This is a genomic window from Thiovibrio sp. Mzg5 (genome assembly GCF_055379285.1).
The window spans coordinates 580,740-592,930 of the sequence record NZ_AP022872.1; the positions used below are offsets into that span (position 1 = coordinate 580,740).

Annotated in this window: 10 protein-coding genes; 2 read left to right on the plus strand and 8 right to left on the minus strand. The window is 58.4% G+C overall.

Annotation, left to right across the window (positions count from 1 at the left end; translation table 11 throughout):
* Positions 1–56 precede the first annotated feature (56 nt).
* Positions 57–737 carry an adenylate kinase gene (locus ACZ46D_RS02680; protein ID WP_464928502.1) on the minus strand — a complete coding sequence of 227 codons (681 nt, stop codon included), beginning with the start codon at positions 735–737 and terminating at the stop codon, positions 57–59.
* 795 nt (positions 738–1,532) lie between these two features.
* Between ACZ46D_RS02680 and ACZ46D_RS02685 the strand changes: the two genes are divergently transcribed.
* Positions 1,533–2,519, plus strand: coding sequence for a potassium channel family protein (locus tag ACZ46D_RS02685; protein WP_464928503.1), 987 nt, complete (start codon positions 1,533–1,535; stop codon positions 2,517–2,519).
* 133 nt (positions 2,520–2,652) lie between these two features.
* On the plus strand, positions 2,653–4,095 hold the full coding sequence (locus ACZ46D_RS02690; RefSeq protein ID WP_464928504.1) for a DUF342 domain-containing protein: 1,443 nt from the start codon (positions 2,653–2,655) through the stop codon (positions 4,093–4,095).
* 24 nt (positions 4,096–4,119) lie between these two features.
* Here ACZ46D_RS02690 and ACZ46D_RS02695 read toward each other — a convergent pair whose 3' ends face one another.
* The 7 genes from ACZ46D_RS02695 to prfB all read right to left on the minus strand — a co-directional run bounded on the left by ACZ46D_RS02695 (position 4,120) and on the right by prfB (position 12,133).
* Entirely contained in the window at positions 4,120–4,602 is a 483-nt protein-coding gene (locus tag ACZ46D_RS02695) for a DUF3124 domain-containing protein (protein WP_464928505.1), read from the minus strand.
* Positions 4,599–6,599, minus strand: a complete 2,001-nt coding sequence (locus tag ACZ46D_RS02700; protein ID WP_464928506.1) for a monovalent cation:proton antiporter family protein — start codon at positions 6,597–6,599, stop codon at positions 4,599–4,601. The genes ACZ46D_RS02695 and ACZ46D_RS02700 overlap by 4 nt, the downstream gene beginning before the upstream one ends.
* Positions 6,600–6,620: 21 nt before the next feature.
* Positions 6,621–7,796 carry a pyridoxine 5'-phosphate synthase gene (locus ACZ46D_RS02705; RefSeq protein ID WP_464928507.1) on the minus strand — a complete coding sequence of 392 codons (1,176 nt, stop codon included), beginning with the start codon at positions 7,794–7,796 and terminating at the stop codon, positions 6,621–6,623.
* Positions 7,797–7,805: 9 nt separating this feature from the next.
* The gene (locus ACZ46D_RS02710; RefSeq protein WP_464928508.1) at positions 7,806–8,792 is read right to left on the minus strand and encodes a PhoH family protein; all 987 of its coding nucleotides are present in this window, start codon (positions 8,790–8,792) and stop codon (positions 7,806–7,808) included.
* Positions 8,789–9,676 (minus strand): DsbA family protein, encoded by an 888-nt coding sequence (locus tag ACZ46D_RS02715; RefSeq protein WP_464928509.1) that lies wholly within the window; start codon positions 9,674–9,676, stop codon positions 8,789–8,791. Before ACZ46D_RS02715 ends, ACZ46D_RS02710 begins: the two co-directional genes overlap by 4 nt.
* 162 nt (positions 9,677–9,838) lie before the next feature.
* Positions 9,839–11,050, minus strand: a complete 1,212-nt coding sequence (locus ACZ46D_RS02720; protein WP_464928510.1) for a (Fe-S)-binding protein — start codon at positions 11,048–11,050, stop codon at positions 9,839–9,841.
* A protein-coding gene (gene prfB / locus ACZ46D_RS02725) for a peptide chain release factor 2 (RefSeq protein ID WP_464928511.1) occupies positions 11,038–12,133 on the minus strand; the annotation gives its coding sequence in 2 pieces (ribosomal slippage) (positions 11,038–12,063 and positions 12,065–12,133; 1,095 coding nt in all). Before prfB ends, ACZ46D_RS02720 begins: the two co-directional genes overlap by 13 nt.
* Positions 12,134–12,191 lie beyond the last annotated feature (58 nt).

Sequence of the window (12,191 nt, forward strand, 5' to 3'; positions counted from 1 at the left end):
ATGTGTCCCCACCCCATTTTTTTGCAGATAAAACCCGGTAACGGGCTTATCGTCGCTTAGGCCAACTGGTTCAGAATCGACTCGGTAACCGCCTTGATGGAGATTGAACCATCCACGGAGATCACCTTGGCGCCGCCGGCTTTTTTGAAGTAATTGACTGCGGCCATGGTGCCGGTCTTGTCATCGTAGTAGATGTCGTGGCGCTTGTTGATGGCCTCCTCGTCCTGGTCATCGGCCCGGGCGCTCAAGTCGCCGCCGCATACCCGGCAGACCAGCTTGCCGTCTTTTTCCACCGGTTTGATGGCGTCGAAGGCGATGTGGTTGGGGTGGTTGTTGTCGTTGGCGCAGAGTCGGCGGCCCATGATCCGCTCCTTGGCGATCTGGCGGTCAAGCAGGATCTCCACCACATAGCTCAACGGCATATCCGCCTCTTTCAGCGCTTTGTCCAGCGCCTCGGCCTGGGCCAGAGAGCGGGGGAAGCCGTCCAGGAGCCAGCCCTTGGCCTTGGATTTTTTCAGGGTCTCCAAGACCATGGGGATGGTGATCTCGTCGGGAACCAGATCGCCGCGCTCGATGAATGCCTTGGCCTTCATGCCCAATTCGGTGCCGCCCTTGATGTGCTCGCGGAAGATGGCTCCTGATTCAATATGGTCGATATTGTACTTGTCCTTGACAATGGCGCCTTGGGTGCCCTTGCCGCTTCCATTTGGCCCGAAAGCCAGGATGTTTACCGCCATGACGATTCTCCTTTTCAATACAGTGTATGTTGGCGGGAACGCCTGATGCACCCCGCTCCATGGACATGAATGAGTATTCACTCAAGGAAGAAATAGGTGATGACTATAAACCAAAAAAAAGATTGGGGCCAGAAAAAATGATGGACCCCTAAAAGCGGAGAGAGGACAGAGGTCTGTAACAAAACGACAAAGATTTATTGTTGCAACCGTCGCCGGTCGCTTTCGCTTCCTGCTGTAATCGCGTCTTTTCGAAGTCTGCGCTTATCTGCGATTTCAACAAAAAATATTTCTCGAGAAAATCAACGGGGATGGGCGAAGGGGGTGTTGTCGACGGCGGAGGGGGGAAGGGCGCTGGTTGGGGCTCTGCAAGGCGCGGCAATGAGCCTTGCAGAAAAAAATCCAAATATCCGACAGGCTCAGCTTGCGTTGTGCAGGGCGCAGAACTCTTTGATCAGTAGTTTGCGGGCGCCCAATTCCAGCTTGAAATAAAAAGGGCTTTGCATGAGGATCTGGATGGCTTTTTGGGTGGTCATGGCATTCTCCGTCCTTGGGAATGGTTGTTCGCGTCATCCGCGATGTCATTTACTTATCTCATCGGAGGTTTTGTAGGAAAACTTGATTCTGAAAAACGAAAGGGCGGGAGCTCGCGGAGGGGAAATACGGCTTTTGGTCTAGTGGCATTCTTACTCGTTGATACCATTGGAAAAATACAGCATAATATGATTTAAATAGTATCGTGTCCGGGTGGAGGCACATCGGAAAGGCTGGCAAGACCGGAAAATCTTCGAGGGGTGCATGCAAAAAATATTTTTCGCCGTTTTCATGTTGGTCATGATTCTGTGCATCGGCACGTCCGGATACATGCTGATTGAAAACGGCTCTTTTCTCGACAGCCTGTATATGTCGGTGATCACCATCACCACGGTGGGCTATGGGGAGATCATCCCCTTGAGCCCGACTGGCCGGTATTTTACCATCTGTCTTATTTTGGTCGGGGTCGGCTTTGTCCTCTATCTGGTGGGCGAGGTCACGGAGTCCATGGTTGAAGGCGGATTGCGGAAAATCATGGGGAGGAATAATATGGAAAAGCGGGTGGCGGCCTTGAAAGACCACTACATTGTCTGCGGCTTCGGCAGGATCGGCAAGGTGATCTGCAAGAATTTCAAAGAAAGCAAACTTCCCTTTGTCATCGTGGAAAGCGATCCCCAGGAGGTGCAGAAGATCGATGAACTCGGTTATCTGGCCCTGCTCGGCAGTGCCTCCAGCGACGAGATGCTGCTCAAAGCAGGGATCAAGGAGGCCAAGGGGTTGATCGCCGTGGTCTCCTCCGATGCGGAAAACGTCTATATCATTCTTTCGGCCAGGGGGCTTAATGCCAAGCTCTTTATCATGGCCCGTTCCAGCGGGGCGGAAGGCTCGGAGACCAAGCTGCTGCGGGCTGGGGCCGACAAGGTAATTTCCCCCTATTTCATCGGAGCCCACCGTATGGCCCAGCTGGTCGTGCGGCCGACGGTAGTGGATTTTCTCGATCTCACCGTGCATGGCGGGGAACTGGGCTTGCGCCTTGAAGAGCTGCGGGTTTCCGAGCATTCCGCCCTTGCCGGCAAGAGGCTGATGGATTCGGGACTCCGCAAGGAGTACGACCTCATCGTCGTCGCCATCAAGAGGGAAGAGGGGGAGATGCATTTCAACCCCAAGCCGCAGACCCTCATTCTGCCCGGAGACATTCTGATCGTGCTTGGTGAGCATGAGCATATTACGGCGTTGGAAAAGCAACTGTGATAGAACGCAATTGTGATATATTGTAACCATTGGCAACATGGCCGCGGTTGAAGATTTTTGTCTTCCCGGCCGATAGGGTAAGGGAAAGGGGCTTTTAACCCGTTTTTTCATTCTTCCGTGGGTGGCAGGTGCAATGGCAAGTGAAAAACTTTTCAAAGGCGGGGTTGAGATCCAGAGTGGCGCATTTATTCTGCGGGTCACCAAGGATCGCCTTCAGGCCGTTGTTACTCCAAAAGATGCCAAGGCGGGAGCGCAGTTGGACCACGGTCTGCTCAAGAAGGAGCTTGCCGAGAACGGGATTGTCGGCGGTGTCTTGTCAACTCCCGAATCGACAGGGGGAGGATCGTTCACCGTGGCCAAAGGGGTTGCTCCGGCCCCTGGTGAAAACGCCAGGGTAAAAATGCATGTCAAGCCCGCCATCCCCGGGCCACAAAGAACGGATCCGGATAAGGATCAGGTGGATTACCGTGAGCTTGGCAGCATCGTCAATGTTGCCAAGGACAGGCTGCTGCTGGAGAAAGTAGCGCCCAGCTTGGGCAAGGCCGGTCAGGATGTCTTTGGGGTCGACATCCCGTCCAAGCCGGGAAAAGACAGCAAGCTCAAGTATGGCAAAGGGGTCACTCTCTCGCCTGACGAAATGAAGATCTTTGCCGCGCTTGACGGCAAGTTCGTCATGGCCGAGGGCAAGCCCACGGTTTTTGGCGAACATTCCGTTACCGGCGATGTGGATATGAAGGTGGGCAATATCGTCTTCGGTGGCTCCAACCTGGTGATCAGCGGCGAGGTTCTTCCCGGATTCAGCGTCAAATGCCGGGGTGATATCAGGATCGGGCAGGGGATCAACAATTCTGCGGTCATGGCCGGGGGCTCCTTGACCGTTATGGGCGGGGTTGTCGGTGAGGAGGCGAAACTGCGGGCCAAGGGCGACATCACCGTTGATTTCGTGGAAAATGGTCCCAAGCTCGAAACGGCAGGCTATCTCCGGGTCAATGACGTGCTCCTGCAGGCGCAGGCCAGTGTCGGCAAGGATGTGATCGCCACCCAGGGAAACGGAACGATCATCGGCGGCAAGATTGTTGCCGCAGGCTCCGTGCATGTCAAGGAACTGGGGTGTGACGCCGAGGTGATAACGGAGGTCTGTGTCGGGCTTGTTCCTTCCCTGCAAATGAAGAAACAGAAGATTGACGAGGATCTCGGTCTGTGGTCGGACCGGCTCAACGAGGTCATCAAGAACATCAGCGCCCTTGAGAAGATCAAGAAGGAGCTGGGCGGAAAATTTCCCGAGGACAAAAGCACCCTGCTGGCCAAATGCAAGGCCTTCATGCCCAAGGCCATGGAGAAGGTCACTCTCTTGACCGAAGAAAACAAGGCCCTGGAGGTGGAACTGGAGCAGATGGTGAACGAGGTGGTGTATGTCTATGGCCATCTCTTCCCCGGGGTGGTGGTGAAGATAGGCGCCCTGGTCCGGACCATCACCCTTGAGGAAGAGCAGTCGGTTATCTATTTCGATAAGGTAAGCCACCAGATTCTGGTGCGCAAGATGAGCCGCGATGAGCGGGAGGCCATGCCTGTCTGAAAGCCGACTCTCGTAGTCGCAGGGTCAATTTGCGGTGCTGATTGCCTGGCCGCGGGAGCTGAAAGAGATTCCCTGCTGCGATTCTGCCCCGATCATGATGGTCTCCACGAGCACCGGGTTTACCGCTTTTTTCGAGTTCCATTCAACCACGAAGTTGGCTCCGGAGCCGCCGCTCTTGTCTTTCTGCGGCACGACATACCGGATCGATTCCCAAGGGCCGAGGGAGATGGGCTGCTCCAGATATTTTCGGATGCGTTTGCCCTCGGTGTCGTAATAGTCTGCGGCAGTTATGGTGACGGGGTGTTTGGCATCGATGTTTCTGATGCTCAGGGTAACGGTCAGCAAGAAGGGCTGCTCTCTGTTGCCTATGTAGATATGGGAGTAGGCCGGTACATACACGGTTTGGCCCTGGGAGAGATTCACGGCCTCGTCGGCATGGGCGGTCATGGGTGGCAGAAGCAGAAGAACAAACAGGGCCACGGCAGACAGGCAGCGGATTTTTTTCATAGTTTTTTCTCCATGACGGTATTTGGCGGCAGCTGTTTTTCCCCGGCTGCCGCCATCTTTTTGAACGCGAGCCGTTCCTGTTTCTTCCCCACCACCGCGATCAGGTCTCCCTTTGTAAAACAGTACTCCGCTTTGGGGTTGGAGTGAAATTCTTTTTTGTGCATTACCCCCACCACCGAAGCGCCGGTTTTGGTGCGGATTGCAGCCCCTTTGATGCTTGCGCCGACGAGGGGGCTGTCCGGGCCGATCTCCACCCAGGAGATCTCCAGCAGGTTCTTGATGGTGTTCAATCTGGTGAGGAGGTGATAGTTCTGTTGGGAATACATCGGCGCGTACATCTGCTGCCGGATCTCGTCGGTGTATTGCTGGATGACCGGCACGGGAATCTCCAGATGCAGCAGCGCCTGCCTCGCGATTTCGAGCCCTGCCTCCATCTCCGGCAGCACAACCATATAGACCCCGTTTTCGTACAGCTGTTTTGTCTGCGCCACTCCCTCGGCCCTGGCCACGATATGCAGGTCGGGGTTCAACCGGTGGGCCTGCCGGACGATGGCCTGGCTGACCACCACCGAGGGGGTGGTGATGAGCAGGAGCTTGGCTGAACCCACATGGGCGGCCTCGATTGCCGTGGGCTGGCTCATGTCGCCGAATATCACCGGGAAATTGGCTGCCTTGCATTCCAGCATCCGTTGATGGTTCAACTCGACAAGAACACAGGGCACGGAGAGTTCGGTGAGGATCCGGGCGATGTGTTGTCCGACCCGGCCGCCGCCGGCGATGACCACATGGTCCGTGAGCCCGTGGCTGGGGAGATTCTCTGTTTGCAAGGGTTCGGGGCGGGAAAACCGCATTTTCAAGGCATACAGGGGAGTTGTCAGGGCCGAGGCAAGGGGGGTGGCCACCATGCTGAGCACCGAGACGGCCAGAACCAGGGAATAGAGGTCCTGGTCAATGGCCTGTGTTTCAAGGCCGACCCTGGCCAGGACAAAGGAGAACTCGCCCACCTGGAAGAGGCCGAATCCCACCGCCAGGGGCACAATGTTGCCGTAACCGAAGAGACGGGACAGGATAAAGAAAATCGTCCCCTTGGCAAGACCGATCGCCAGCAACAGGAAAAGAATTTGGTCCCAGTGGGCAAAGAGGAAGGCAGGATCAAGGAGCATGCCCACCGAGGTGAAAAACAGCAACCCGAAGATGTCCCGCAGCGGAATGATGTCGCTCAACGCCTGATGGCCGTAATCGGACTCGCTGAGCACCATGCCGGCGACAAAGGCGCCGAAGGCAAAGGAGAGGCCGAAGAGATGGGTGGCATAGCCGATCCCCAGGCCGATTGCCGTGGTGGAGAGGATGAAGAGTTCCCTGGAGTTCCATTGGGCCACCGTGGCCAGCAGCCAGGGGAGGATTTTCGTGCCCAGATAGAGCATCACCACCAGGAAGATGATGGACTTGCCCACTGCCCCGGCCAGCAGGGGCAACCCTGCCTCGGGATTGCCCAGCTGCGGCAGGATGATCATCATCGGGATCACGGCCAGATCCTGGACAATGAGGATCCCGATCATCACCCGACTGGAGAGGGTACCCATCAGCCCTCTGCCGGTTAGGGTTTTGAGGGTCACCATGGTGCTGGACAGGGAGATCAGGGCGCCGAACCAGAGGGCCTGGGCCGGGGAATAGCCGAAATACCTGGCAAGGGCGAAGCCGAAGGCGATACTAAGGACAATCTGGACCGGGGTGCCAAACAGGGCGATGTTGCGGACCGGTTTGAGTTCGCTTAAGGAAAATTCCAGGCCGAGGGCAAAGAGCAGCAGGGCCACGCCGATCTCGGCCAGCAGCTCGATCTGATGGATGTCGCCGACGGTGATCCCCCCGGTGTACGGCCCCACCACGACCCCGGCGAGGATGTAGCCCAGGATCAGCGGCTGCTTGAGCCGTTGGGCGATGAGGGCCCCGATCAGGGCGGCAACCACGATGATGACGATGTCGGCAACTATCCCCATGCCGGTTTCGGTGATTCCCCGCTACCCCGCCGGCAACAGAGCCAGCATCTCCCGCACCGCCTGGTCAAGTCCCACCAGAATAGCCCGTGCCATCACCGCGTGGCCGATGCTCAGCTCTTCGATGGTGCCTAAGGCTGCCACCCGCCGGGTGTTCAGGTAGTTGAGGCCGTGCCCGGCATTGACCCGCAGTCCCAGCTCGTAGGCCTCTTCCGCTGCCGTGGCGATGAGTCCGAATTCCTGGTCCCGCGCCTGTCCCGTTATCGCATCACAGTAGCGGCCGGTGTGGATCTCGACAAAGGTCGCCCCCACCTCGTGGGCCGCATTGATCTGCCGGGAGTCCGGGTCGATGAACAGGCTCACCGGGATATTGGCCTTGCGCATCCGGGCGATGACCTCCTGGAGCTTCTTCTTCTGTCCGGCCACGTTGAGCCCGCCTTCGGTGGTCAGCTCCTTGCGTTTTTCCGGGACCAAGGTGATCATGTCCGGCTTGATCTCCAGGGCGATTTCGATGATCTCTTCGGTGGCCCCCATCTCCAGGTTGAGTTTGGTTTTGACGGTCTGCCGGAGCAACCGCACGTCCCGGTCCTGGATATGCCGACGGTCTTCCCGAAGATGGACGACAATCCCTTGGGCTCCGGCCAGTTCGCAGATGGAGGCGGCGAGAACCGGGTCCGGCTCGGTAATGCCTCGGGCCTGACGCAGGGTGGCGACATGATCGACATTGATGGCAAGACTGACCATTTTCCCTCTCCTTTCTTCGGTTAACAATTGGCGTAAAAGCTGTTTTTCCCGCTCGGCCATGGCTAAAGCCTCTTCGCGGGAGCGTTCGTGATCGAGACCCAGCAGGTGCAGCAACCCGTGGATCAGGAGGATCGTCACTCGTTGGTGCAGGGTCACCTGGTCGGCCATGGCTTCCCGGGCCGCGGTGTCCAGGGAGATGATCACATCGCCGAGAAGCTCGGCGGGCAGATGCTCCCCTCCTCCCTCCTGCATGGCAAAGGCCAGGACGTTGGTCGGCCCTATCTTGTTGCGGTACTGCTCGTTGAGCTGCGCCATCTTCGAGTCGTCAAGGAGCAGGATGCTCAACTCGCTCCGCGCGCAGCCGCAGAGGGAGAGCAGCCGTTCGGCCCGCTGCCGGAACTGATGCAGGCTGATGCTCGGTGGCGTGGCCGTCTGGCTGGTGATGAGTACGGGCATGGGGCGGCCTCAGTGTTTTCTGGCGATTGTCCGACGGGGCGGCGGCAGGGTTTCCTTGGCAGCGTAAGCGCGGATGATCTCCTGCACCAGCCGATGGCGGACCACATCCACCTCGGAGAATTGGTTGAAGGCGATTCCCTCGATATCTTTCAAGATTCGGGCGGCCTCAATGAGGCCGGACTGCCTGGGGTCCGGCAGGTCGATCTGGGTGATGTCCCCGGTGATCACCGCCTGGGAGTTGAAGCCCAGCCGGGTCAGAAACATCTTCATCTGTTCGTGCGTGGTGTTCTGCGCCTCGTCCAGGATGACAAAGGCATTGCTCAGGGTCCGGCCGCGCATGAAGGCCAGGGGCGCGATCTCGATCAGCCCTTCCTCAATGAGATCCGCGACCTTACCCCTCCCCAGCATGGCGTTTAGGGCATCGTGGAGGGGGCGCAGATAGGGGTTGACCTTTTGGGCCATGTCGCCGGGGAGAAAGCCCAACCGTTCCCCCGCCTCCACCGCAGGCCGGGCCAGGATGATGGAGCGGACCTGATGGCTGACAAAGGCGGAAACCGCCATGGCCACGGCAAGGTAGGTTTTGCCGGTGCCTGCCGGGCCGATGCCGAAGACGATGTCGTTGGTTCGGATGCTGTCGATATAGAGCTTCTGGTTGATGCTCTTGGGCGAGACCACCTTCTGCTCGGCGGTGATGTAGACCTTGTCGAGGAAGATTTCCTTGAGGTTTGCCTTGGGTGAGGCCTGGAGAATCCGCAGGGCATAGGCGACATCCGAGGGATACACCGGATAGCCCGCGCGGATCAGCTCCTCAAGTTTAGTGATGGCCGAGACCGCCAGTTCCACCTCGTGTTTGGGTCCGTTTACCGTGAGTTGGCTGCCCCGCGTCTGGATGGTGACCCCGGTTCCCTCCTCGATGACGGCGAGGTTCTTGTTCAGGTCACCGTAGACCAGCAGGGCGGTGTTGTTGTCGGCAAGGGTGATGTCGCGTTTGCTCAACGGGCGGCTCCGCCCTTGCCGTGTTTGCCCAGCTCCTGGCTGATCATCTGCTGAAGGTCCTTGCTGTTGCGTTCCTTCAGGCGACGGCCATTGACGAAAATGGTCGGAGTGCCACGAACCCCGGCAAGTTGGGCGTCCGCAATGTCGCGTTCCAGGGCCTGTTGGTTGACCACCGCCTTGGAATCCTTGTTGAATCTTTCCAGGTTAAGGCCAAGTTTTTTGGCAAGCTCCGTGTATTTTGCCTCGGAAAGGGCTTTTTGGTTTTCAAAAAGCAGATCATGATACTGCCAGAACTTGCCCTGGCGGTGGGCGGCCAGGGAGGCAAGGGCGGCGGATTGGGCCTGTTTGTGCATGGACAGGGGGAACTGCTTGAAAACGACCTTGACCTCCTTGGGATGTTTGGCCAGAGCCTCTTCAAACAGGGCGCCCACCGTACCGCAATAGGGGCATTCGAAATCGCTGAAGGCGACAATGACCACCGGGGCGTTTTCCGGCCCGAGAAACGGCGCGCCTTGGATGTTGATCGGTACGGAAAAATCCAGGGTGATAGTCTGGACGGTTTTGTTTTTGCCGCTGCTCAGATAGACCCGGTCGGGGAGGTTGGCAGCTTGCAGACCCGAGGAGGCAATGTGGTCCATGGCCGGATCAACGGGAATGGTCTCTTCCAGGGCGCCCTTGTCGGAATAGACCAGGAGCTTGCCGCCTTCGGCCAGGACAAAGGTCCATTTGCCATCCAGTGAGGCGGCAACATCCAGCGGCGCGGTAGGGGTTTTCAGGGTGCTGCTTATCTCCCAGTCAACCCCGGCCTGGCAGGGTGCCGCTAAAATCATGCTTGCGAAAATCATGGGGAAACAGCCGAAAAAACGTCGCGCTGTCAGGGTCATGGTTTGTCTCTCCTTGTTTGATTGGCAAAGTAAGGCAGCCGTGGTGTAGATCCGGCAATCTCTCTGAGAAGGAAGCCTGTCCGGGAGATACATTATAATGCCCGGAAAAATTACGCAAGGATCAGCAGGGGACTGGGGAAGAATTTTTTAGTCTGTTTTTTTTTATAAAAGCTCTGCCAGGAGAAGGGCCAGATGCCGAACTTCGGGTCGTGCCGGACCATGGCCCAACCCCTGCTGAATATGGATGAGGCAGCCTGAGCAGGTGGTGGTCACCAAATCGGGCGCCGTCAGCTCCATTTGGTTGAGCAGGCGGCTTCTAATTTTTTCCGCCAGCTCCGGTTGAGCCAAATGAAACAGGCCGCCCTGGCCGCAGCATTGCGGGCCGTTGGGGAGTTCGGCCAGGCGCAGGCCGGGGATGGAGCGGAGGATCTCCCTGGGCGGGTCGGTGATCTGGGCGTGAAATCTCAGGTGGCAGGGGTCGTGGTAGACCACGGTGCGGGGTGTGGTTGGAGCGGCAAAACGGAAAGCCGGATCAGCCGCCATGGCGTGCGCCACGAAGGTGGAAAATTCAAGGAGCCGACCGGCAAAGGCCTCTGCTTTTTCCCGCCATTCAGGGTCATCCGCGAAAAGCTCAGGGTAGCGGCGTAACTGGCTGTAACAGGAAGCGCAGGAGGTGAGGATGGGCAGGGTGTTTTCGGCAAAGGCGTTGATGTTCTGTTTGGCAAGGCGCCTGGCTGTGCTGAGATCGCCACCGTTTTCCGCGGCAAGTCCGCAACAGCACTGCTGCTTTGGCCTGAGCAGGGGATTGCCGGTAACGGCTGCGGCTATCCGCTCCGTTGCCGCGCCGATTTCCCGGTGCAGATGGGTGGCGTAACAACCGGGGAAAAAGGCCAGGGCACTGGACGGCGGCGCGGATTTTTCCCCCGGTATTTCCGGGAGGCTAGGGGCGAGGGTTGCCCCCTCCGCCGGCAGGCCGAGGCGGAGCCGGAGGCCGCTGTCGGCTGGCAGCCGGTCCAGCAGGGTACGGCCGAGGCCGGCGATGGTTGCCAGCAGGGTTGGGTTGCTCAGGGCCTTGCGGGTGAGGGCCCTGAGTAGGACCTGTCTGCCCGCACTTTTCTCCAGCCGTTCCCGGCCGGCAAGAAAGTGGGCGGGAGGGTCGAGCCCCCGGGCGCAGACGGCCCGGCAGGCCCCGCAGAGCAGACATTGCGAAAGAATCTCCGCATAGGCAGCCGAGGCCTGGGCCGGATCAAGGTGTTCCAGCAGATGCAGCCTGCCGCGGGCCGAGAGCGACTCCCGGCCCGTGGCCTGAAAGACCGGGCAGACCACGGTGCAGGCCCCGCATTTTGCGCACTGGCTAGAATCTATCGTTGCCACAGCAGATAGGCCTTGATGAACGGATCAAGGTTGCCGTCCAAGGTGCTGTCCACATTGCCCACCTCAAAATTGGTGCGGTGGTCCTTGATCATCCGGTACGGCTGCATCACGTAGGAGCGGATCTGACTGCCCCAGGCGATCTCTTTTTTCTCGCCGGCGATATCCTTGTGCTGTTCTTTTTGTTCGGCCCGCTCCTTGTCGTACAACCGGGACTTGAGCATCTTCATGGCCGTGTCCTTGTTGCGGTGCTGGCTCCGTTCGTTCTGGCACTGGACCACGATGCCGGTGGGCAGATGGGTGATGCGGATGGCCGAGCTGGTCTTGTTGACGTGCTGGCCGCCGGCGCCGCTGGCCCGGTAAGTGTCGATGCGCAGATCCTTGTCGTTGATGTCCACCTGGATGTTGTCGTCGAGCTCCGGGAAGATGAAAACCGAGGCAAAGGAGGTGTGCCGCCGGCCGCTGGCGTCAAAGGGGGAGATCCGCACCAGCCGGTGGATGCCCATCTCCGAGCGGAGCAACCCATAGGCGTTGTGCCCGGTGACCATGATGGTCACGCTCTTGACCCCGGCTTCGTCGCCTGGTTGCAGGTCGAGCATCTCGGTGGGAAATTTCTTGGCCTCACACCAGCGCAGATACATGCGCATAAGGATGCTCACCCAATCCTGAGCCTCGGTGCCGCCGGCGCCTGCGTGGATGGTGATCATGGCGTTGCTGGCATCGTGCTCGCCGGTGAACATGCACTCAAGCTCCACGGTCTCGACCCGCTCAATGAGCGCATCCAGGGCCTGGCCAACCTCCGTGAGGGTTTCCTCGTCGCCTTCGGCCATGCCCATTTCGAGCAGGAGTTCCGCCTCTTCCAGCTCTGCCTGGGAGGCGTCCCAGCCTTCCACAATATTCTGGATGGCGCCCTGTTCCCGCTGCACCTTCTGGGCGTTTTCCTGGTTATCCCAGAAAGCCGGGGCCAGGGTGAGCTGTTCCAGTTCCTGCAATCGTTCTCTCTTGTGATCTACCTCAAAGATGCTCCTTCAGGGAGATGAGGCGCCCCTTGAGATCTTGAATCTTCTGTTTGAGTTCTGCGGACATGGTGTGTTCTCCTAATGATAAAAGTTGGGGTTTCGTAAATGCGCTACGGGTTAAGGTT